This is a genomic window from Corynebacterium sp. ACRQP (assembly GCF_022345915.1).
GTDB classification, from domain to species: Bacteria; Actinomycetota; Actinomycetes; order Mycobacteriales; family Mycobacteriaceae; genus Corynebacterium; species Corynebacterium lehmanniae.
The window spans coordinates 25,755-48,398 of the sequence record NZ_JAKRMZ010000008.1 but is presented as its reverse complement, the minus strand read 5'-3'; the positions used below and the strand labels follow the sequence as shown (position 1 = coordinate 48,398).

General features: G+C 65.1%; 21 protein-coding genes. 13 read left to right on the top strand and 8 right to left on the bottom strand.

The window, feature by feature from the left end; translation table 11 throughout:
• Positions 1-76: 76 nt before the first annotated feature.
• The gene (locus MHY23_RS04680) at positions 77-454 is read right to left on the bottom strand and encodes an RNA polymerase-binding protein RbpA (protein ID WP_239306593.1); all 378 of its coding nucleotides are present in this window, start codon (positions 452-454) and stop codon (positions 77-79) included.
• Positions 455-572: 118 nt separating this feature from the next.
• On the opposite strand from MHY23_RS04680, the gene MHY23_RS04675 reads away from it, so the two are divergent.
• Both MHY23_RS04675 and MHY23_RS04670 read left to right on the top strand, forming a co-directional pair.
• Entirely contained in the window at positions 573-920 is a 348-nt protein-coding gene (locus tag MHY23_RS04675; protein WP_239306592.1) for a hypothetical protein, read from the top strand.
• A gap of 7 nt (positions 921-927) precedes the next feature.
• On the top strand, positions 928-1,638 hold the full coding sequence (locus tag MHY23_RS04670; RefSeq protein WP_239306591.1) for a YceI family protein: 711 nt from the start codon (positions 928-930) through the stop codon (positions 1,636-1,638).
• 150 nt (positions 1,639-1,788) lie between these two features.
• On the opposite strand, the gene MHY23_RS04665 is transcribed toward MHY23_RS04670, so the two are convergent.
• On the bottom strand, positions 1,789-3,108 hold the full coding sequence (locus MHY23_RS04665; protein WP_181888410.1) for a cyclopropane-fatty-acyl-phospholipid synthase family protein: 1,320 nt from the start codon (positions 3,106-3,108) through the stop codon (positions 1,789-1,791).
• Positions 3,109-3,242: 134 nt separating this feature from the next.
• On the opposite strand from MHY23_RS04665, the gene MHY23_RS04660 reads away from it, so the two are divergent.
• The 5 genes from MHY23_RS04660 to MHY23_RS04640 all read left to right on the top strand — a co-directional run bounded on the left by MHY23_RS04660 (position 3,243) and on the right by MHY23_RS04640 (position 9,397).
• A complete protein-coding gene (locus MHY23_RS04660; protein ID WP_181888409.1) occupies positions 3,243-4,580 on the top strand; it encodes an NAD(P)/FAD-dependent oxidoreductase in 1,338 nt (445 codons plus the stop codon).
• A 265-nt stretch (positions 4,581-4,845) separates the two neighbouring features.
• Positions 4,846-6,963 (top strand): formate C-acetyltransferase, encoded by a 2,118-nt coding sequence (gene pflB / locus MHY23_RS04655; protein WP_239306590.1) that lies wholly within the window; start codon positions 4,846-4,848, stop codon positions 6,961-6,963.
• A gap of 45 nt (positions 6,964-7,008) precedes the next feature.
• Entirely contained in the window at positions 7,009-7,260 is a 252-nt protein-coding gene (gene grcA2 / locus MHY23_RS04650; RefSeq protein WP_239306589.1) for an autonomous glycyl radical cofactor GrcA2, read from the top strand.
• Between the two features lie 3 nt (positions 7,261-7,263).
• A complete protein-coding gene (gene pflA / locus MHY23_RS04645; RefSeq protein WP_239306588.1) occupies positions 7,264-8,139 on the top strand; it encodes a pyruvate formate-lyase-activating protein in 876 nt (291 codons plus the stop codon).
• A gap of 187 nt (positions 8,140-8,326) precedes the next feature.
• Positions 8,327-9,397, top strand: a complete 1,071-nt coding sequence (locus MHY23_RS04640) for a magnesium and cobalt transport protein CorA (RefSeq protein WP_181888405.1) — start codon at positions 8,327-8,329, stop codon at positions 9,395-9,397.
• Here the strand turns inward: MHY23_RS04640 and MHY23_RS04635 are convergent, their stop codons facing one another.
• Entirely contained in the window at positions 9,398-9,847 is a 450-nt protein-coding gene (locus MHY23_RS04635) for a PaaI family thioesterase (RefSeq protein WP_236883400.1), read from the bottom strand. It lies immediately after the preceding gene.
• Positions 9,848-9,899: 52 nt separating this feature from the next.
• On the opposite strand from MHY23_RS04635, the gene gndA reads away from it, so the two are divergent.
• Genes gndA through MHY23_RS04605 form a run of 6 tightly spaced genes read left to right on the top strand, consistent with a single transcriptional unit; the run spans position 9,900 to position 17,580 of the window.
• Complete coding sequence (gene gndA / locus MHY23_RS04630) at positions 9,900-11,369, top strand: NADP-dependent phosphogluconate dehydrogenase (RefSeq protein WP_181888404.1); 1,470 nt, start codon at positions 9,900-9,902, stop codon at positions 11,367-11,369.
• A gap of 42 nt (positions 11,370-11,411) precedes the next feature.
• Entirely contained in the window at positions 11,412-12,740 is a 1,329-nt protein-coding gene (locus MHY23_RS04625; protein WP_239306587.1) for a DEAD/DEAH box helicase, read from the top strand.
• Between the two features lie 17 nt (positions 12,741-12,757).
• On the top strand, positions 12,758-14,158 hold the full coding sequence (locus tag MHY23_RS04620; RefSeq protein WP_239306586.1) for a hemolysin family protein: 1,401 nt from the start codon (positions 12,758-12,760) through the stop codon (positions 14,156-14,158).
• Complete coding sequence (locus MHY23_RS04615; RefSeq protein ID WP_239306585.1) at positions 14,155-15,207, top strand: hemolysin family protein; 1,053 nt, start codon at positions 14,155-14,157, stop codon at positions 15,205-15,207. Before MHY23_RS04620 ends, MHY23_RS04615 begins: the two co-directional genes overlap by 4 nt.
• Positions 15,208-16,065 carry a 3-methyladenine DNA glycosylase gene (locus MHY23_RS04610; protein ID WP_239306584.1) on the top strand — a complete coding sequence of 286 codons (858 nt, stop codon included), beginning with the start codon at positions 15,208-15,210 and terminating at the stop codon, positions 16,063-16,065.
• A gap of 48 nt (positions 16,066-16,113) precedes the next feature.
• Positions 16,114-17,580 carry a vWA domain-containing protein gene (locus MHY23_RS04605; protein ID WP_239306583.1) on the top strand — a complete coding sequence of 489 codons (1,467 nt, stop codon included), beginning with the start codon at positions 16,114-16,116 and terminating at the stop codon, positions 17,578-17,580.
• A gap of 168 nt (positions 17,581-17,748) precedes the next feature.
• Here the strand turns inward: MHY23_RS04605 and MHY23_RS04600 are convergent, their stop codons facing one another.
• The 5 genes from MHY23_RS04600 to secA2 all read right to left on the bottom strand — a co-directional run bounded on the left by MHY23_RS04600 (position 17,749) and on the right by secA2 (position 22,580).
• Complete coding sequence (locus tag MHY23_RS04600; protein WP_370645819.1) at positions 17,749-18,306, bottom strand: MerR family transcriptional regulator; 558 nt, start codon at positions 18,304-18,306, stop codon at positions 17,749-17,751.
• 127 nt (positions 18,307-18,433) lie between these two features.
• Complete coding sequence (locus MHY23_RS04595) at positions 18,434-18,994, bottom strand: bifunctional nuclease domain-containing protein (RefSeq protein ID WP_239306582.1); 561 nt, start codon at positions 18,992-18,994, stop codon at positions 18,434-18,436.
• Positions 18,994-19,755 (bottom strand): MerR family transcriptional regulator, encoded by a 762-nt coding sequence (locus MHY23_RS04590; protein ID WP_370645816.1) that lies wholly within the window; start codon positions 19,753-19,755, stop codon positions 18,994-18,996. The genes MHY23_RS04595 and MHY23_RS04590 overlap by 1 nt, the downstream gene beginning before the upstream one ends.
• Positions 19,756-19,775: 20 nt before the next feature.
• Positions 19,776-20,201: an oxoglutarate dehydrogenase inhibitor Odhl gene (odhI, locus tag MHY23_RS04585; RefSeq protein ID WP_070473817.1), complete on the bottom strand. Its 426-nt coding sequence runs from the start codon at positions 20,199-20,201 to the stop codon at positions 19,776-19,778.
• An 87-nt stretch (positions 20,202-20,288) separates the two neighbouring features.
• Entirely contained in the window at positions 20,289-22,580 is a 2,292-nt protein-coding gene (secA2, locus tag MHY23_RS04580) for an accessory Sec system translocase SecA2 (protein ID WP_239306581.1), read from the bottom strand.
• Positions 22,581-22,644: the final 64 nt, after the last annotated feature.

The following is a 22,644-nucleotide window of genomic DNA, read 5'->3' as shown; positions in this document are numbered from 1 at the left end:
CGACAATAGGGAAGTGCCCGCCCCCGCAATTTCGTTTCGCGGAGACGGGCACTTGCGTGAGCCGTCGAAAAGCTACCTAGCTCTCTTTGGCCTGCTGCTGCTCCTTCGCAATGCGGGCGGCGGTGCGACGGCGCTTGCGCAGCTGCTCAAGACGCTCCTCAAGCAGGACGTCGAGCTCCTCGATGCTGCGGCGCTCACGCAGCATATCCCAGTGGGTGCGCGGCGGCTTGGCGGGCTTGGACTCCACGCCTTCGCCCTCCATGAGGGTGCCGACCTGGCCGTTCTTGCACATCCACTCCTCGGGGATTTCGGCGTCGTCAGCGAACGGCACCTCGAACACCTCACCGTTGGGGGTGCGGTACTTCGCCATCTGGCGTGGCGCGAGATCGTGGTCGCGGTCCGTTTCGTAGCTGACTGCGCCCATGCGGCTTCCGCGAAGAACTCGATCAGCCATGGCACTCACCATCCTTTTCAACCCGTTTGTTTTCAGTCGCTCCAGTATAACGGTGCAGTTCTGCGAATTGTTCCCGGGCACTTTCGCTTCATCTACACATGTAATAGAATAGGTAACTGTGACGGATAAATTACGTGCCCTTACCAAGAAGACAGCCACCTGCGCCTGGTGCGGGAAGGAAATTCCCGTGAACCGTGGTCGCGGCAGGAAACGGAAGTACTGCGGGCCGTCGTGCAAGCAGCGTGCGTACGAACAGCGCACGATGCTAGCCGGCACGTCGGTCGACGAGGATGCGGTGATTTTGAACCGCAACAAAGTGGCCGAGATACGCGACCGCTTGTTTGCGCTGCGCTGCGCAGCGGAGGACATCCGCACGGCGGCCGCGGAGGGCGCGGGGCCTGACGATTTGGCTCCGCTTTGTGACGAATTAGTAGAATTAGCCCAGCAACTTGAAAGGCTGAGGTGATTTCCAGGTGGAGAAAAGCGCGGCAACCAGAGCAAAGACACGAACAACCCTGATCGTTGTCGTATCCATTTTCATCGTCGCGGCGGTGCTGGTGGCCATGGTTCCGCTACTCATGACCCTGTTTAAGGGCGGCGGCGTGAAAACGGAGGGCATCGATGCCAACAAGGTGTCCGCGGCCTCCACAGAGCTCGACGGCGACTGGGAGGTGACTAACCGCCCGGGCGACAACGTCACGTCCGCCGGTTTCACCTTCGAGGAGGTGCTGCCGGGCGAGCGCCGCAGCACGTCGGCGTCCACGCGCGGGGTCACAGGCTTCGCGACCATTGACGAAGGCACGCTGACCGCCGGCGAGATCACCGTCGACATGCAGCACCTGTCGTCCGACAGCGACAAGCGCGACTCGTCGGTGCGCCGCCGCATCTTCCACACGGACGAGTACCCGGAGGCGACGTTCAAGGTTACCGAGCCGGCTGACGTGTCCGCCGTCCCAGAGGACGGCACTGTGGGCACCGTTGAGCTCACCGGCGAGCTGACCATTCATGGCAAGACGAACGACATCACGCACGAGTTCGACGTCGCGCGCTCGGGCGACCATCTGATTGTCGCGGGCGACATTCCGATCAACCGCTTGGACTACGGCGTGGAGACCCCGGAGCTCGTCGCGGCGAAAATCGCCGAAGAAGGCGAAGTCAATGTCCGCATCAATATGACCAAGTAGATAGGCCTGTTTACGTAACGTTACGTTAAAAGGGGCATATGAAAGGGCGTCGGGCGCGAGGAGCGCTCGGCGCCCTTTATGGTTCCACCATATATAACTGTCCGATAATGTACATTATGTCAAGTACGGTTCTGGTGGCTGGACTCCTACCTAGCGACGGCCTCTCCTGTTCCGCCGCGCCAACGTGATCTGAGCCAGATCGATCATCCCCAGCCGCGCCATCGCTTCACGTAACGCGAACTGCCACACCCACAGGCGGCGGAACACGGCGTCGTAGCCGTCTGCCGCCGCGTCGCGCAGCTTGCCGTCGAACGTGATGCGCTGCAGGCGCAACGACGCCGCGAGATGCTCCGGCGCCGACGTCTGCGCCACAACGCGCAGATCCGTCTCGCGGTCGACCGTCTTGCCGATCTCCGCAGCCGTCGTGAAATGCAACCCCGGCCAGATGTACGCCCGCAGAGACTCCAACGCGAGATCCGCCGTCCGGTTGTACGCCTTGGCGCGCACCACGGTTTGCAGACTGGCTCTGCCGCCCTGGCCCAGCAACGCGTCCACAGCGAGCAGATACTGCCGCTGCTGTCGCCGTGGCATCGTCTCCAGCATCTCCATGCTCACAACTGCGTCATAGACCCCGCGGCGCTGCTTTGCCACAGCGTCCGGGCCTTCCGCGATGCGGTCCACAGTGACCGATCCGTCCGTGCCTGCCAGCACGAGCTGCTCGCGCATGGCCGCATACAGGCGGGCGTCGCGCACGACCGCATCTACAGTCGCGCCCCGTTCTGCCGCGGCGAAAGCAACCGCTCCGCCGCCGGACGGATACTCCAACAGGTGCGTACCCGCACCCGCCCCCAAAAGGTCCAAAATAGCTCGTACGCTGCGGGTTTGCGCGTCCTTCAGGTCCGCGCGGTCAGACTCTAACGGGGACCCGAATTCCGTCACGTCGACGAAATGATCCCGAGGTTCACGGCCTCTACCAGCACCTTTGGTGTGCGACTTCACCCGCATGCGCTCAGTGGTGGCTACGCCGGTGGAAAAATGGCCCTGAAATGCGCTCAGCCCGTCTCCGGAAAAATGGGCCACCAAGTCCGGCGGCAGCTCGCCCGGTGTCGCGGGCCGCACCGCGTCCACCCTACGGGTGCGCGGGAGGTAGCCGGTGCGCAGGAGGGCCGTGAGGACGTCGACAAGCTGCTGCGAACCCCCGGTCGACCACTCTCCCGCCATGTAGCCCTCCGCGAGCCCGACCCACCCGCTCGCGGCGATGCGCTGGAACACCTCCGCGCGCTCAACCGTGAGATCCGCGCCGTCGCCCTCGAAGGACAGTCCCGCTTTCGCGCACGCGCGGGCAAAGCCCGCCTCCGCAAGCCTCGTGCGTAATCTGCCTGGCTGCGGCACTGAAGCCACTCCCGGCCAAGCGTCTGCATCGACCGACTGTAGGTGCGCTGGGGTGTTCGCGGGAGTGCTCTCGGACATTCCTCGGATGCTACTGCGCCGGCAGCTCAGATGCGGAGTGCCACGGCGGAGCCTGGCCGCGCGGTTTGCTGGCGGGCGCGTACTATGTATGCCGTTCCGATTAATTACGTCATTGACCCGAGGAGATATCACTCATGGCCTCTCAGGTGTACCGCCCCGAAGGTAGCCGCCACCACGTCGTCATCGTGGGCGCAGGTTTTGGCGGCGTGAACGCGGCAAAGGAGCTCGCAGATGCAGACGTCGACATCACGCTGATCAATAACACCAACCACCACCTCTTCCCGCCGCTGCTGTACCAAGTGGCAACCGGCCTGATGTCCTCCGGTGAGATCACCGGCGACGTGCGCCAGATGTTCAGCAACCAGCAGAACGTCCGCGTCGTGCGCGGCACCGTAGAAACGGTTGACGTGAAGGCGAAGACCGTCACCTCCGTCGAGGGCGGCAAGGAATCGACCTTCTCCTACGACTCGCTCATCGTCGCCGCCGGCGCTGGCCAGTCTTACTTCGGTAACGACCACTTCGCCGAGTTCGCTCCGGGCCTGAAGACGCTGGACCACGCGTTTGAGATCCGCGCCCGCCTCATCGCCGCCTTCGAGCGCGCCGAGCTTGCCGAGACCCCGGAAGAGCGCGACCGCCAGCTGACCTTCGTCATCGTCGGCGCTGGCCCGACCGGTGTGGAGCTGGCTGGCCAGGTGGCAGAGATGGCGCACCGCGCGTTCACCTCCGGTCGCTACTCCTTTAGTACCGAGCAGGCCAAGATTTACCTCCTTGACGGCGCTCCGCAGGTGCTGCCGCCGTTTGGCAAGCGCCTGGGCAAGAAGGCGCAGCGCGAGCTTGAGAAGGCCGGCGTGACCGTCATCCTCAACGCGATGGTGACCAACGTGGATGCAGAGAGCGTGACCTACAAGGACATGAAGTCCGAGCAGGAGACCACCATCAGCACCCCGACCAAGATCTGGTCCGCCGGTGTGGCCGCTTCCCCGCTGGGCAAGCAGGTCGCAGACCAGCTCGGCGTTGAAGCAGACCGCGCGGGCAAGGTCGCGGTCAACGCCGACCTGTCTGTCGGCGACGATCCGAACGTCTTCATCGTCGGCGACATGATGAGCCGCGACCGTCTCCCGGGTGTGGCGCAGGTGGCCATCCAGTCCGGCGCGTACGTCGGCAAGATCATCAAGGAGCAGGTCGAGCACGACGTCGCACCGGAGAGCCGCGACCCGTTCGAGTACTTCGACAAGGGCTCCATGGCCATCATCAACCGCTTCAACGCTGTGGTGAAGATGGGCAAGGTGGAGATCACCGGCTTCATCGGTTGGCTGATGTGGCTGGGCGTGCACCTGTCCTTCCTCACTGGCACCCGCAACCGTCTTGTGGCTGCCACCGAGTGGACCACCAACGCCTTCTCCCGTGCCCGCCACAACCTGGCGGTAACTGAGGGCCAGCTTGAGGTCTCTGAACTGGACAACGAGAAGTAGTCCCTCGCCTTTTTCCGGGCGTGCTGTAGCCGCGCCTCTCCCCCGGCCCCGAACCTGTTTACCCAGGCTCGGGGCCATTTTTCGTCCCGCTTAGAGCGTAACCATTCGAGTGGGAAGAATCACACCTATCGTACTACCTTTATTGTTCTCACGTCCCCTACAATCGTGTGTGAGCGGCCCGCGCTTTGAAAGTACATGGGCATGTTGATTGGGCAAGTGCAGCCGCGAGAGATCCTCATAAGCTTTACCGAAGGACTGTGCAACTGTGACTGTTTCTACAGAGCCGCAAACCGAAAACCGCGCGTGGGAAGGCTTCACGCCGGGACCGTGGATGGAACGCATCGACGTTCGCGATTTCATCCAGCGCAACTACACCCCGTACGACGGGGATGCTTCGTTCCTCGAAGGCGCCACCGAGAAGACGCTGCGCCTGTGGGACTACCTGGACAAGAACTACCTCGCCGTCGAACGCGAGCGCCGCGTCTACGACGTCGACACCGAAACCCCCGCCGACATCGACGCGTTCAAGCCGGGATACATCTCGGATGACGACGATGTCATCGTCGGCCTGCAGACGGACACCCCGACCAAGCGCGCGATGATGCCCAACGGTGGCTGGCGCATGGTCGAGCAGGCCATCAAGGAGGCCGGCAAAGAGGTCAACCCGGACGTGAAGAAGATCTTCACCCAGTACCGCAAGACCCACAACGACGCTGTCTTCGATATCTACACTCCGCGCATCCGCGCAGCCCGTTCCTCCCACATCGTCACCGGTCTTCCGGATGCCTACGGCCGCGGCCGTATCATCGGCGACTACCGCCGAGTGGCGCTCTACGGCGTGGACTTCCTCATCGAGGAAAAGCAGCAGGCCAAGGACGCGTCCGTGGAGAAGGGCTTCTCTGAGCACTGGGCACGCTACCGCGAGGAGCACGCCGAGCAGATCAAGGCGCTGAAGAAGCTGAAGAAGATGGCCGCAGACTACGGCTTCGACATCTCCGGCCCGGCAACCAACGCGAAGGAAGCCGTGCAGTGGACCTACTTCGGCTACCTCGCCTCCGTGAAGAGCCAGGACGGCGCCGCCATGTCCATTGGCCGCCTCTCCCCCTTCCTGGACGCGTACTTCGAGCGCGACCTGGCCAACGGCACCCTGACCGAGGTTGAGGCCCAGGAGATCATCGACGCACTGGTGATCAAGCTGCGCATCGTGCGCTTTCTGCGCACCGAGGACTACGACCAGATCTTCTCCGGCGACCCGTACTGGGCAACCTGGTCCGACGCCGGCTTCTCCGAGGACGGCCGTCACCAGGTGACCAAGACCTCGTTCCGCCTGCTGCAGACGCTGCGTAACCTCGGCCCGGCGCCGGAGCCGAACATCACCATCTTCTGGGACCCGGAGCTTCCGGCGGGCTACAAGGAATTCTGCGCCGCAATCTCCATCGAGACTTCGTCTCTGCAGTACGAGTCTGACAAGCAGATCCGCGGCCAGTGGGGCGACGACGCCGCCATCGCCTGCTGCGTGTCCCCGATGAAGGTGGGCAAGCAGATGCAGTTCTTCGGCGCCCGCGTCAACGCGGCGAAGGCTCTGCTCTACGCCATCAACGGCGGCCGCGACGAGGTCAGCGGCAAGCAGGTCACCGACGGCGACCACACCCCGATCCAGGGCGACGGCCCGCTGGACTTCGACGAGGTCTGGCAGAAGTACGAGGAGATGCTCGACTGGGTTGTCGGCACCTACGTCGAAGCGCTGAACATCATCCACTACTGCCACGACCGCTACGCTTACGAGTCCATCGAGATGGCGCTGCACGACTCCGACATCGTCCGCACCATGGGCTGCGGCATTGCCGGCCTGTCTATCGTGGCGGACTCCCTCTCGGCGATTAAGTACGCCAAGGTCACCCCGGTCCGCGACGAGACCGGCCTGATCGTCGACTACGTCACCGAGGGCGAGTTCCCGTTCTACGGCAACGACGATGACCGCGCGGACGACATCGCCGCCACGGTGGTGCACACGGTGATGCAGAAGATCAAGGCGATCCCGCTGTACCGCGACGCCATCCCGACCCAGTCGGTGCTGACCATCACCTCCAACGTGGTCTACGGCAAGGCAACCGGTTCGTTCCCCTCCGGCCACAAGGCTGGTACCCCGTTCGCACCGGGCGCTAACCCGGAGAACGGCGCGGACAACCACGGTATGGTCGCGTCCATGCTCTCCGTGGGCAAGCTCGACTACAACGACGCGCTGGACGGCATCTCGCTGACCAACACGATCACTCCGACGGGCTTGGGCCGCAACAAGGACGAGCAGGTGACCAACCTGGTCGGTGTCCTAGACGCAGGCTTCATCATGGACAACGCCGACACGGTCATCAACCCCGCCTAACCAAGACTTCCCTACCCACCCACTCACTCCGAAGGAGACAACATCATGACCACCCCTACTTTCGACGAGCGCCTCGCTTCCATGAAGGCTTCCCGCTCCGCTAACAACATGGAGTCGGGTCTGTACCACGCGAACATCAACGTGCTGGACGAGTCCACCCTTGAGGACGCAATGGAGCACCCGGAGAACTACCCGAACCTCACCGTTCGCGTCTCCGGCTACGCCGTGAACTTCGTCAAGCTGACGAAGGAGCAGCAGCGCGACGTTATCTCCCGTACCTTCCACAAGGGCGCTTAATATATGGCGCAGGACGGAACTAGCGGCGTCGTCACGCTTTCGCCCGAGCAGGGCGAGCGCGTGCGCGGCGTCGCTGCCGGTTTAGGCGGACTGTCCACCGACGACCTGGAGATCACCCGCCCCGAGCTGTTCGAGGCCCGCCGCACGGGCGAAATCGGCCTCATCCACTCGTGGGAGCTGGTCACAGCTGTCGACGGCCCCGGCACCCGGATGACCATCTTCTTGTCCGGTTGCCCGCTGCGGTGCAAGTACTGCCACAATCCGGACACGATGGAAATGAAGGAAGGCACGCTCGAGCGTATCGACGATGTCGTGCGTCGCGTGCTGCGCTACAAGCCGGTCTTCAGCGCTTCCGGTGGCGGGCTCACGCTCTCTGGCGGCGAGCCGCTGTTCCAGATCGCGTTCACGCGCCGCCTGCTGAAGGCGGTGCACGACGCGGGCGTGCACACCACGATCGACACGTCCGGCTTTCTTGGTGCGCGACTCACCGACGAGGACCTGGACAATATCGACCTCTTCCTGTTGGACGTGAAGTCCGGCGATTCGGAAACGTACGAGCACGTGACTGCCCGCCAGCTGCAGCCGACCATCGACTTCGGCGACCGGTTGCATGCGAAAGGCAAGCCCGTGTGGATCCGCTTCGTGCTGGTGCCCGGCCTGACGGACAGCGAAGAGAACATCCGGAACGTCGCCGACATTGTCGCGCGTTGGAAGGGCACCGTGGAGCGCGTCGAGGTGCTCCCCTTCCACAACATGGGCGCCGATAAGTGGGAAAAGATCGGGCTGGATTATGAGCTGGCGGACGTCAAGCCCCCCAGCCCGAAGGCTGTCGAGCACGCGCGCGACATCTTCCGCAGTCGCGGGCTGACGGTGTTCTAGCGGCTTTTCGCCCGGGTGGACACCCGGGCGCACCCCCGCTAGACAACCGTCGCGATCAGCGTAGTATTACCTAAGTTGTCGAGCGCGCCAGGGGCGCACTCTCCCGCCGCACGGGGGCCACTGCGCCGCAGCGCCAAGATCCTGCATTGCTACCGGCCCCTCGCACGAGTGAAAGGGGGCTGAAGCAATGCCACCACGTATTCCAATGCCGGGTCAACGACCGAAGAAGGTACAGCCCCCCACGCGCAGCATCCCGGTCCCCCTCGAGCGCCAGATCGATTTCTGCCGCGTCTTCGTGGACGGCAAGCGCCAGCCCGGCAATGTGCGGATGTCGCACGCGCTCGAGGTTGTGGAGCGCTACGAAAACGCCTTCGTGTGGCTGAGCTTGAAAGAGCCGACCACGGAGCAGATGGAGAAGATCGCGGAGGTCTTCGACATCGAGGACCTGGTCGTCGACGACGTCGTGGATGCGCACCAGCGCCCGAAGATCGAGCGACACGACGAGCAACTGTTCATGGTTGTGCGGTCCGTGTCCTACCGCGACGATGAAGAGGTCGCGGACGCCCGCGAAATCATTTCCACCGGCGAGGTGCAGATGATCGTCGGCGAAAAGTTCGCCATCACCATTCGTCACGGTGCTCGCCTGCCGGACCTCACGCCAAAGCTTGAGGACGAAGAAGATCTCGCCGTGCTCGGCCCCACCGCCGTCGCTTGGGCGGTGTCGGACTACCTGGTGGATAACTACCTCAAGGTCGCCGACTTGCTCGAGGACGACGTGGACGAGTTGGAAAATGAGGTGTTCACGCCCCGCCGCACCATCAACATCGACAAGATCTACACCTACAAGCGTGAGATTTTGGAGATGCGGCACGCAATCGATCCGCTCGCTCCTGCCCTGCGTAACGGCCTGACCAGCAACAAGGACTTCATGCGTAAGGTCCTGCGCACCTACTTCCGGGACGTGCAGGACAACTCCACGATCGTCAGCGACCGCCTGTCCGGCTTCGACGAGCGTCTGACGTCGCTGCTCGATGCGTCGGTAGCCAAGATCACCATGCAGCAGAACTCGGACATGCGCACCATCTCCGCTGTCGTCGGCATGGCCGCGGTGCCGACGCTGATCGCGGGCATTTACGGCATGAACTTCGAGCACATGCCGGAGCTTGGGTCGCGCTACGGCTACCCCGCCGCGCTTTTGGTCATGCTTTTGGCCATCTCCGCGATGTGGTGGTGGTTCCGCAAGAACAACTGGCTGTAGCTAGCGGTCCAGCACCATCAGCTTCAGGTTGGTTACGGCGGCCAGCTTGCCGTCGGCTGTCATCTCCACGCGCCACAGGTGCGTGCGCTTGCCGACGTGCACGGGTTCGGCCACCGCGCGAATCGTCTGGCCTAGCCGCACGCTGCCGAGCAGGTCGGTGTAGTTGCTCATGCCTACTGCAGGCTTCGCGCTCGCCGCCACGGCTGCGATGGAGGCAAGCGTCTCCCCGATCACGCAGTACAGTCCGCCGTTGACGATGCCGGTGGGCTGCAGGTGGCGCTGCTCCACCTCCAGCGCCCCATCGAGGCGGTCTTTGGAGCAGTACGTCAGCTTCAACCCCAGCGTCTGGGCGAAATCAAACTCGCCGGAATTGATGTAGGACAGCTCTTCTTCCGTCAGAGGGGCCTCGATGACCTCTCGGTACAGGCGCAGATTCTTCTCCATGTCCATGCCGGCCAATCTTACGGGCGAAAGCGGGCGCACCCCGCGTAGAATCCGGCGTATGACTGCAGAACACAACGGTGACCAGCTCGCTCAAATCGGTGTTGTCGGCATGGCGGTGATGGGCTCCAACCTGGCCCGCAATTTCGCGTCCAAGGGCCACACCGTGGCCATCTACAACCGCTCCCCGGAAAAGACCCGCGCGGTCGTTGAAGAGTTCGGCCACGAGGGCAATTTCATCCCCTCCGAGTCGATCGAGGACTTCGTCGCATCGCTCGAGCGCCCCCGCAAGGCAGTGATCATGGTGCAGGCCGGCGCCGCCACAGATGCAGTGATCAAGCAGCTCGTGGAGGCCATGGACGACGGCGACATCATCATCGACGGCGGCAATTCCCTGTTCACGGACACCATCCGCCGCGAACGTGAAGTCGCTGCAGCTGGCCGCCACTTCGTCGGCGCCGGCATCTCCGGCGGCGAGGAGGGTGCGCTGCGTGGCCCGTCGATCATGCCGGGCGGTCCGGTGGAATCCTGGGAGACTCTCGGGCCGCTGCTGGAGGACATCTCCGCGAAGGTGGACGGCACCCCGTGCGTGACCCACATCGGCCCGGACGGCGCCGGCCACTTTGTCAAGATGGTGCACAACGGCATCGAGTATGCGGACATGCAGGTCATCGGCGAGGCCTACCACCTGCTGCGCTACGCGGCGGGCCTCGAGCCGGCGGAGATCGCGGACATCTTCACGGAGTGGAACAAGGGCGACCTGGACTCCTACCTCATCGAGATCACCGCGGAGGTGCTGCGCCAGGTGGACGCGCGCACCGGCAAACCGTTCATCGACGTCATCGTGGACGCCGCCGGCCAGAAGGGAACCGGCCGCTGGACGGTCAAGGAAGCGCTGGACCTCGGGGTTCCCACCACCGCCATCGGCGAGGCCGTCTTCGCCCGCGCGCTGTCGTCTGCGCTGGCTCAGCGCGAGGCGGCCCAGGAGGTCGGTCTGCCTGCGGGTGAGACGACGACGTTGGAGGCCGAAGGCGTCGATAAGCAGTCGTTCGTTGAGGACGTGCGGCGCGCGTTGTACGCCTCTAAGCTGGTGGCGTACGCGCAGGGCTTTGACGAGATCAACGCCGGCTCCCAGGAACACAACTGGGACATCAAGCCCGGCGATCTCGCGCGCATTTGGCGCGGCGGCTGCATCATCCGCGCGAAGTTCCTCGACCGCATCACGGAGGCCTACGAAAAGGACCCGGAGCTGCCGTCGCTGCTTTTGGACCCGTACTTCAAGGGCGAGCTGGACAAGGGCCTGGTCGATTCCTGGCGCCGCGTGGTTGTCACCGCAACCCAGCTGGGCCTGCCGGTGCCGGTGTTCGCATCCTCGCTGTCCTACTACGACTCGCTGCGCGCGCAGCGCCTGCCGGCTGCGCTGATCCAGGGCCAGCGCGACTTCTTCGGCGCCCACACCTACAAGCGCGTGGACATGGAGGGCACGTTCCACACCACGTGGTCCGGCGAACGCGAGGAACTGAGCTACTAGCTCGGCTTCTCCCCTTTCGTCCGACCGCGTAGACTGCACTGAATGACTACATTCGCCGATCTCGGTTTGCCCCGGGCCATTGTCAACGTCCTGGGCAAGCAAGGCATCACAGAGCCCTTCCCCATCCAGGAAGCGGCGATCCCCGACGCGCTGGCCGGCAAGGACGTGCTGGGCCGCGGCCCGACAGGCTCCGGCAAGACCTTCACGTTCGGCCTGCCCATGCTGGCTCGTCTCGCAGGCGCTCCGAGCACCCCGGGCCACCCGCGCGGCCTTGTGCTGGCGCCTACGCGCGAGCTCGCCTCGCAAATCCGCGAACGCCTCGAGGATCCCGCGGCCGCGCTCGGCCTGCGCGTGCTCGATGTTGTGGGCGGTGTGAACATCAACCACCACATCCGCTCGCTCGCGTCCCCGGTGGACCTGCTGGTGGCCACCCCCGGCCGTGCCGAGGACCTGATCAACCAGAAGAAGCTGTCCTTCGATTCAGTTGCGATTACTGCCCTGGATGAGGCGGACCAGATGGCGGACATGGGCTTTCTGCCGCAGGTGCGCAAGCTTTTGGACCGCACCCCGAAGGACGGCCAGCGCCTGCTGTTTTCCGCCACCCTCGACGGTGACGTGGAAAAGCTCATCGCCCGCTACATGCACGCCCCCGTCACCCACTCCACCGCCCCGGTGCAGGCGGCGGTGGACACGATGGACCACTACCGCCTCATGGTGGGCGGCCGCGAGGAGCGCAACGAGATCGCGCTGCAGATCGCAGCGCGCGAGGGCAAGACCATCATGTTCATGCGCACGAAGCACGGCGTTGACCGCCAGGTGAAAAAGCTGCGCCGCGCCGGCATCCACGCCCAAGGCCTCCACGGCGACAAGGGCCAGGGCGCGCGCACCCGCGCACTTGAGGGCTTCGCCGACGGCTCCACCCCTGTGCTGGTGGCCACGGACATCGCCGCCCGCGGCATCGACGTCGACGACGTCTCCCTGGTCGTGCACGTGGACCCGCCCGCGGAGCACAAAGCGTACCTGCACCGCGCAGGACGCACAGCACGAGCCGGCACGTCCGGAACCGTGGTCACCCTCGTGATGGACGACCAAGCCAAGGAAGTCGCGCAGCTTCTGCGCAAGGCCGGCGTGGACGCGCCCGAGGTCAGGGTGGCTCCGCTTTCGGAATCCTTGGTTACAATCACCGGTGCACGCACACCGGAAGGCACGCCGCTTCCTCCGCCGGGCCAACCCCAGCGGCCGAAGAGGACCGCTGCCTCCGGCAACCGCAAAGCAGGCGGCAACCGGAGCCGCAATGCCAGCCGCGGCGGAAGCAACAACCGCAACCGCGCCCGCCGCACGGACCGAAGTCGAAGGAGTAGCGGCCGCTAAGGCACAGACCACCATCCATGGACATACTCTTATCCATCCTCGCCCTACTAGCGTTCGTGCTGCTCACGGCGTCGACCGGGCTTTTCGTCGCGATCGAATTCGCCATGACGGGCCTGGAACGCTCCACCATCGACGCCCACGTCAAGGAGCGGGGCGACGCCACAGCGCGGGCGATTGCGCGCGACCACGCAAACCTCTCGTTCGTGCTCTCCGGCGCGCAGTTGGGCATCACGGTGACCACCCTTGCCGCCGGTTTCCTCGCAGAGCCGGTGCTGGGCAAATTCTTCACCCCGGTCCTCGAGCTCGTCGGACTGCCTGCAAGCGCGTCCACCACTGTCGCGCTCGTCCTCGCGCTGGTGGTGGCGACGTTTTTGTCCATGGTGTTCGGCGAGTTGGTGCCGAAAAACGTGGCCATCACGGACCCGTTGAACACGGCCCGCACGGTGGTGCCGCCCGTGCACTACTTCAACACGGCGACCAAGCCGTTCATCCTGTTTCTCAACACCGCCGCGAACTGGGTGGTGCGCAAGATGGGCATCGAGCCTGCCGACGAGCTCGCGTCCGCCCGGTCCTCCCAGGAGCTCGGCGCGATGGTGCGCAACTCCGCTGAAGCGGGCGGTTTGGATGCGGCTACTGCCGCCGTGATCGACCGTTCGTTGCGTTTCGGCGAGACAACGGCTGAGGAAGTGATGACGCCGCGCTCAACCATTGATTCACTGGACGCGGACGACACCGTCGCGGATTTGATCACCCTCGCGCGCGAGACTGGCCACTCCCGCTTCCCGGTGCGCCGCGGCGACTTGGACGACACCCTCGGCGTGGTCCACATCAAGGACGCCTTCTCGGTGCCGCACGAGTTCCGCTCCACGACGAAGTTGGCTTCCCTTGCACGTCGGGTGCCGTTCGTGCCGGGCACGCTCGATGGCGACTCGGTGCTCAACCGCGTGCGCTCCGCAGGCTCTCAGGTGGTGCTGGTGGCCGACGAGTACGGCGGCACCCAGGGCCTGGTCACCATCGAGGACCTTGTGGAGGAGATCCTCGGTGAGGTCTACGACGAGTACGACGACCAAGAAAGCGAGAAGGACTTCACCCGCTTCGGCACGTCCTGGGAGGTTGCGGGCCTGGTGCGTCTCGACGAGTTGGAGGAACGCACCGGGTTCGCCGCCGTGGACGGTCCCTACGAAACCCTCGGCGGCCTGATCATGGCCACGCTGGGCCGCATCCCCGAGCTCGGCGACGAGGTCGTGCTGCGCACCGCGTCCGCGGCGAATTTCCAGGAGGAGCTGCAATCCGGCGGCGCCGGCAATTGGCTGGCGCAGGTATCCGAGATGGACGGCCGCCGCATCGACCGCGCGCTGCTGCGCCCGGTCCCGCCCGATGAAGCAGGCGAAGTTAGAGAGGCGGTGGACACCAAGTGAGTATCTGGTTGGCAGCACTGCTGATCGTCGCGCTGCTCGGCGCCAACGCGTTCTTCGTGGCCGTCGAGTTCGCGCTCGTCTCCTCCCGCAAGGACCGCCTGGAGTCGCTCCTTGCGCAGGGCAAGACCAAGGCTGAGGGCGTGCTCTACGCCACCGAACACCTCTCGATCTACCTTGCCGGCGCCCAATTCGGCATCACAGTGGCGTCGCTGATTCTGGGCAAGGTGGCCGAGCCTGCGATCGCCTCCTACATCGAGGCGCCGTTTGAGGCCCTGGGCATGCCCAGCGACCTGCTGCACCCCGTCGCGTTCGTGCTCGCCCTGCTCATCATCTCGTTTCTGCACATCTTGTTCGGCGAGATGGTGCCGAAAAACATTGCCATCGCGGGCCCGGAACGCATGGCGATGTGGCTGACCCCTGCGATGACGCTGTGGATGAAGCTCACGCATCCGCTGCTGGAATTCCTCAACTGGGTCGCGCGCAAGACGCTGCTGCTGTTCGGCATCGAGCAGCGCGACGAGCTCGAATCCACCGTGGACCAAGAGCAGCTCGCCACCATGATCCAGGAGTCGCGCGAGGAGGGCCTCCTGGACGCCGAAGAGACCGTGCGCCTGGCCAAGGCGCTGCGCCAGGACTCCCGCCAGCTCAAGGAAGCCATGATCCCGCTGGCCCAGGTCACGACGATCCCGTACGACCCTCGCGGCATCCGCCTCTCCGTCATCGAGCAGGCGGTGCAGGACACCGGCTACTCCCGCTTCCCCGTCCGCATCGACGCCAGCTCGCTCGCCGGCTACGTCCACGTAAAAGACATCCTGGACCTGATGGAATTCCCGCAGGGCGATCCGCGGGTCTCGCTCAAGCGCATCCGCCCGCTGACTACAGTCGACGCCGCCCAGTCCATGGACGACGCGCTCGCACTGCTGCACCGCCGCTCCGCGCACATGGCGGAGGTGCACGACAACGGCAAACTCGTCGGCGTGGTCGCGCTGGAAGACCTCATCGAGGAATACGTGGGCACAGTGTCCGACTGGACCCACGAGGGCGAGTAAATGCAGGTACTCACCCCCGAGGAGTACATGCCGCGCATCGCAGCTCACGCCGCCCGCGCCGAACGCTGGACCGCGCCAAGGGTGGCGCGCCGGGCACGCGGCAAGTATCACCCGGTGTGGGATTTCCTCTTCGATTACTACCCTCAGCGCCCCGCCCACCTGAAGCGCTGGCACCCGGGCGTCGGCGTCGCGCTTGAAGACGCCGCCTCGCTCCCCCACGCCGGCTGGCGCGACTATGTCTGCAACAAGGGCACTGTGCTTCTCGACGTCCAACGGTTCCTCACCCACCGCAGAGGCGACGTGGAGGAGGCGGAGGCCATCCTTCGGTCCGTCGATAGGCGTGAAGCCCACTTCGACTGCTTCGGTATGCACGAGTGGGCCATGGTGTATCGCACCGACAACCCGCGCCACAGCCTGCCGCTGCGTCTCGGGCCAGAAGGCACGAACGCCGTGGTGGAGGCGCACAACGTCAAATGCACGCATTTCGACGCCTTCCGGTTTTTCACCCCGGCGGCGAGGCCGCTGAACCTCACGGTGCTCACGCGCGAGGGGCAGCCCGACAATGACCAGGCCGGCTGCGTGCACGTGAGCATGGACCTGTACAAGTGGGCAATGAAGCTCGGACCGCTCGTGCCCGGCGAGCTGCTGATGGACTGTTTCGAGCTCGCCGCCGACGCCCGGCGCCTGGACATGGAGGCCTCCCCGTACGACTGCCGGAGCTTGGGCTTCGGCGTGGTGGCTGTGGAAACGCCCGAGGGCAAGGCGGAGTACGTAGCCCGCCAGCGCGAGCTCAGCCGCCGCGCACAACCGCTGCGCCAGCGGCTTGTCGCGGTCATCGACGCCGCCTATCACGGCTAGACTCGAAGACGGTTTTCACTCGTTCGATCGAAAAAGGCGGCGATTCCGGTGGCGAAGCACGCAAGCGGCAAAAACAACTACAGGCTGTCCGGAGAGCTCATCGCCTTACTGGTGGTGCTGGCCCTGATCGCGGCGGCCGTGATCTGGTGGTTGACCAGCCGCGGCGACGATGCTGGCAGCACTGAGGCGCAGACGAAGGACTGCGTCGCGGGCGAGCTCGTGCTTCCTGTTACGGCCTCCGACAAGGGCGCGGGCCAAGCGCTTGTGGACGCCTACGGTGCGTCCTCCCCCGTCGTCCGCGACTACTGCGTCAAGCCCCAGCTGGTCGACTCTGTTGCCGACGCCGCGGTGTTTATCGCCCCGAACACGGCGGTGACCCACCAGTCGCTGGAGAGCGCCGGTCGCACCCCCGCCGTATCTGACCCGAAGGCTGCGTACAGCGAAGCCGTCGGCGTGGCCGGCAAGGACGAGGTCAAGCTCGAGGACCTGACCGTGGACAAGGTCCGCTTCCCCGTATCCGAAGAGTCTGCAGCCTCCGCCCTGGTGGCATCAAAGGTGGCCGGCAACGACAACGACGCCGTGCAGGCGCTGACCGATCAGCGCATCGGCAGCGCCGACGAGCTCAACGCAGATGGCGGCGAGTACCTCGCCACCGCCGAGGACGCCGTGCCGGAAGGCCTGAAGTTCACCCCGGTCGGTGCCGACGCCGTCTACACCGCGTTTCCGCTGAACCAGAACGACAAGGTCGACGAGAACCAGGCCCGCGCGGGCCAGGACTTCGCCCGCTTCGCCTCCGAGCGTTTCGACGGCACCGCCAACGACCAGCCAGCCGTCTCCGACCTGGTGTGGGCCGCTGCCCTGCCCGCCGGCGGCGAGGCCATCACGTCGGACGCGAAGAAGGACGGCGACGCGCAGGACGGCGCGGACGCTGACAAGGCGGCTGGCGGCGACGGCGCTGACGCCGCCGGTGCCAATGCCGGCGCCCTGCAGCCCGAGAACACCCTGTTCCTCCTGGACACCTCCGACGCGATGAGCCCGTACCTCCAGCCGGCGAAGGACGCCATCGCAAACGCCGCGCTCGAGCTCGGCGGCAAGGGCAAGCAGGTCGGCCTGTGGAACTACTCCTCCCCGCTGAACCCGGGCGTTGTAGTGGGCTACCGCCAGAACATCAGCGTCTCCCCCGACGCCGACTCCGTCGCCGTGGCGGTGCGACGCTTCCTCACCGGCGGCGTGCCGCAGACCCGCCAGGCCGTCGAGGCAGCCGCAGGCGCCTACGGCGCTGGTGAGGCAAAGACCCGCATAGTCCTGGTCACCACTGGCACGGCCGATGCTGGCGACGACAAGGCCTTCGAAGACGCAGTGCGAGGCGCGGCCGGCGACAAGGTGGAGATCACCGTCGTGCGCGTCGGCGAGGGCGAGGCTGACAAGGCGGTCGAGGCCCTGTCCGCGAAGACCGTCGATGCGAAGCAAGCCGACGGCATCGACGGCGCCGTGAAGCAGGCATCCGGCCTGTAGGCATCCGGTCAGCCACCCCCCCCCTGCGACAGACCCTGGGATCCTAAGCCTGGGATCGGGCGAAAATCGAGCGATCCCAGGCTCTGCCTCCCAGGATCTGTGCGACGAGGACATAGAAAAAGGCCCGGGCTGGTGGGAGTGATCCCAGCCCGGGCCTAAACGCTTCGTTTAGGAGGTCTTGCGACGGCGGCGGTCCGCCAGCTCGTCGAAGCCGATGACGTTGTCGGCGTCGTCCTCGGTGACGCGCTCCGACGGGAACGCGGAGATGGTGCCGGTCAGCTCCTTCATGATCTGCGGCACGGCGATGCCGAACACGCCCTGGCCGCCGCCGAGGAGGTCGATGATCTCCTCGTTGGAGCGGCACTCGTAGACGGTCACGCCGTCGGAGACGAGGGTGATCTCGGCGATGTCGAACACACCGCGGTCACGCAGCTTGTCCACTGCGAGGCGGATGTTCTGCAGCGAGATGCCGGTGTCGAGCAGGCCCTTGACGATCTTCAGGACCAGGATGTCCTTGAAGGAGTACAGGCGCTGAGAGCCGGAGCCCTTAGCGCCGCGGATGGACGGGCGCACCAGGCCGGTGCGTGCCCAGTAGTCGAGCTGACGGTAGGTGATGCCGGCGACCTGGCAGGCGATCGGCACGCGGTAGCCGACTTCGTCGGACGGGCCGACGTCGAAAAGCGACTCCTGCACAGCGTCGAACAGGCCGTCCTGATTTTCCTCGATGATGCTCACGTAATTACTCCCATGAAAGTTAGCTCGAAGCCTAATGACTATTAAAGGGTAAGCATACGGAGCTGGTCAATAGTCACATGCGTAACACGCCGAAACTCTCAAGGAATACTTGAGGGTTTTACCCCTCCTTGGGGTTATCCTCCCCCAAATCCGAGTCCTCCACCCCGAGGCTGCGCATCAGCGCCTCGAAGTCCGCGTCAGCCTGGGCGTCGCCGCTGGCGGAGACGGACTCGTCTGCGAAGTCTTCGATCTCGATCTCCGCCTGCAGGTAACGCTCCGCGTCCTCTTGCGACAGGTATACCGAGGCTTGGGCGGCGACCGTGTCGTCGACAGTCAGCTCCATGTCCAGCTCGCTGGCTAGAAGCAGCGCATCCGAAGCACGCAGGTCAATCTCAGCGCCACCGTAGATTGTCAGGGTGGCCATAAAGGTGCCGTTGACGTAGCTGGAAAGTTCGAGGCTGTCCGCGCCGTTGGTGGAGGTGCGGATGAGCTCGGCGATCGCGTCGACGGGCCGCGGACGGTTCGGCGCCCAGCCGTCCAGGCGCGCGGCGAGCTCGGCGCCTTCCATCGGCGGCAGCCACACCGGAATGCAACGCCCGTTCGTGGGCCGCTGCAGCAGCGCGCACAGGAAATCTTCCGGTCCGACCGGAAAAACGCCGATGAGGTTGACGGCCTCCATTAGCTCCCCAGCTGCTTGCGCAGCTCGTTCTTCACCAGCGACGCGTGCAGGGAGACAACCAACGCGGACATTTGCTGGCCGATCTCTTCGGCCTTCTGCTTCGCGGTGACCTTGCCGGACTTCGACACCGGCTCCGCAACCTGGTTGATCATGTCGGCCTGGCGGGCCGCGGCGGTGCGCAGCGTCTTCAGGTGGCGGGCGTCGAAGCCGAATTCGGACAGCGACAGCGCGGTGGTGACGGTACGAACGTCGTCGGCATTGAACAACCCGGCAGCATCCGGGGTGATCAGCCCGACCTTGATGTACTCCTCCACCGTCGACGGATCCGCCTGGGCCTGCTCCGCCACGTCCGCGTCGGTCAGCTGGGTCGCCGCCGGTGCGCGGAAGTTCTCCGGGGAGATCATCGGCTCGGACTCGCCGGCGGACAGGATCGCGGTGACGTGGCCGGAATCCATCGCCTCGAGCTGCTCGCGGATGACCTTCAGCGGCAGGTAGTTGTCGCGCTGGGTGACCAGGATGTAGCGCAGACGCTCCACATCTTCCTCGGTGAAGCGGCGGTAGCCGGAGGCGGTGCGTTGCGGAGTGATTAGCCCCTCGGACTCGAGGAAGCGGATCTTGGAGACGGTCACGTCCGGGAACTCGGTGCGCAGACGCTCAAGCACCACGCCGATGGACATCGTTTTCGCGGTCTTGGTTGCCTTGGCGGCCTTCGCCGGCTTCGCGGGGGTAGCGGCTGGTGCCGTTTGACGGATTGCGCTCACGTGATCGGACTCTTCTCTAACTAGTTGCCGGCGGTGATGAAGACCAGACGGAATTTACCAATCTGGATTTCGTCGCCGTTGGTCAGCTCCTGGGAGTTGCGCGGCTCGCGGTTGACGTAGGTGCCGTTGAGCGAGCCCACGTCCACGACTTCGTAGCCGCCGTCGTTGCGGCGGAACTCTGCGTGACGACGGGACACAGTCACGTCATCGAGGAAGATGTCGGCCTCCGGGTGGCGGCCCGCAGTGGTGGAATCCTGGTCCAGCAGGAAACGCGCACCCGCGTTCGGGCCGCGCTTGACTACGAGGAGTGCCTCCCCATCCGACAGCTGGTCCGCACCGGCGGCGGAGTCCGCAGACGTCGCAGCTCCGGACTCCATCTCCTTGAGCAGGTCTGCGCGGAATACCGAGGTGGTTTCGACCTGGTTCTGCGGCGTGTTGTCGCTCATGGGTAACTCCTGACTTTCGAGTCGTGGTTGAGATCTCTCGCCATAATAGCGTCCGGCCCGCCGCGAGGGGCGGCTACCCGATAATGCCTAGCGGAAAATGTTGCCGATACCGGAAATGACCGAGTTGCCGGAACCCGCCAGCGGGTTGTCGGACACCATGTACGTCCACGTCGCGCTCGGGCGCTTCCAGCCTGCGTCCGCCAGGTGCGCGCCGTCGGCGTCAATGTCCACGGTGTTGAATGTTTCTACCGCCGCGGCGACCGCCCGGTTGGCCAAGTCCTTGAACTCGCGCACAGCGATGCGGTGGTACTCGTCGATCGGCGTTTCGCGGGCGATGGCGCGCAAGTGGATGGACTCGCGGACATCGTCCATCAGCGCCAGGTGCTCGGACCATTCGGCGTCCAGGTGGAACAGCATGATCTCCCGGGCCGCCTGCTCGAGCACGTCCTGCGGCAGGTGCGAAAGCTCGGCGGCGCGCTGCGGGGAGCGCTCCGACAGTTCGCGCCACGCGGTGTCCGTGTCCAGCAACGCGGCGCGCCGTTCGTCCAGGATGTCTCGGTGGTCCGCCAGCAGCTTGTTGTACTTCCAGGTCTGTGAGTGGATCTCCAGGAGTTGGCCTTCGGTGACGCGCTGGCAGTGCTCGATGAAGCTATGGGCGCGGTTGCCCGTGATGCGTCCGTCCGGCTCCGGCTGGGCGGAGAACTGCTCCCCGTCGCCGCCGGAGGTGACAATGTCGTCGTCGAGGGAGACGAAGAACACGCTCAGCCCCGGGTCGCCCTGACGGCCGGCGCGGCCGCGCAGCTGGTTGTCTAGGCGCGCGGTGCGGTGGCGGGCTGTGCCGATCACGGCCAGGCCGCCGAGCGAGGCCACCTTGTCGTGGTCGCGTTCATCCGCGCCGCCGAGACGGATATCCGTGCCGCGGCCCGCCATCTGCGTGGAGACGGTCACGCGTCCCACGTCGCCAGCTTCGGCGACGATGCGGGCTTCCTCCGCGTCGTTTTTCGCGTTGAGCACGTTGGCCGCGATGCCGCGAGCCTGAAGCGCTTCCGCCAGCGCCTCGGACTCCGCCACGTCGTGTGTGCCCACGAGCACCGGCTGGCCGGTGGAGTTGAGGTGGGCGATCTCCTCGACAATCGCCGAGTTCTTCTCCTCCATCGTGGCGTAGATCCGGTCCGCCTCGTCGAAGCGCTGCAGCTCCTTGGCGCGGTCAATCACAGACACGCGGAGGCCGTAGAAGCTGCGCAACTGGTCGGTCGCCTCCACCGCGGTGCCGGTCATGCCGCACACCAGCGGGTAGCGGCGCATGAGCGCCTGCAAAGTGATGGAATCCAGGATGCGCCCGCCTTCGGACACGTCCAGCCCCTCCTTGGACTCCACCGCGGCCTGCAGGCCGTCGGGCCAGCGCTGCAGCTCCGCCACGCGCCCGCGGGAGGCGTCCACAAGCGCGACTTTGCCGTCGTCGACGATGTAGTGCACGTCGCGGATCAGCAAGGCCTTCGCGTGCAGCGCCAAGTTCACACGCACGAGAGTCGTGCCGATGTGCTCGTCCGAGTAGAGCGAGTCGATGCCCAAAAGCCGTTCGATCTTCGCCGCGCCGTCCTCGGTGAGGAAGGCGTTTCGCCCATCGGCGTCGATGGTGTAGTCGGTCTCTTCGTCCAGTTTCGACACGGCTTCGGTGATCTGGCCGGTGGCCTGCTTGGAGCCCTCGGAGCCGGCGAGCACGAGCGGCACGAGGGCCTCGTCGACGAGTACGCTGTCCGCCTCGTCGACCAGCGCGACGTCGGCAGGCGGCTGCACGGTCAGCTCGCGGGAGGTGATCTGGTTGTCGCGCAGGTGGTCGAAGCCGATCTCGGTCACCGGCGCGTAGATGACGTCGCTGCGGTAGGCGCTCACGCGCTCTTCGCGTGTCGACGACTCCGTGACCGCCGCCACCGTCAACCCGAAAAACTCCACGAGCGGGCGCATCCACTCCGCGTCGCGCGCGGCCAAGTAGTTGTTCACCGTGATCAGGTGGACGCGCTTGCCCTGCAACGCGAACCCGGTGGCGGCCATCGCGCCGACGAGCGTTTTGCCCTCGCCGGTGGCCATCTGGATCACGTCGCCCTCCAGCAGGCGCAGCACAGCCTGGTTCTGCACCTCGAACGGCGTCATGCCCAGGGTGCGCTGGGAGGCGACGGACAGCCCGGCGAGAAAGCGCGGCTTGTCGGCGATGGCCCCGTCGCGCACGGTGGAGGCGACTGCGGAGGCGAGCGAAGCATCGTCGAGAAGCGAAAGCTCCTCGATTAACCCGTGCGCGTTGGCGACAACGGCTTTCGACTTCTTGTTGTTGCGCTCCGTGGTGGAGCCCATGGCCTTCCAGAACCAGTCAAACTTGCCCATAAGGGCTAAGAATAACGCCAACGTGCCAAACAGTTGGTGCGACGATTAGTCTTGCAGCGAAAGT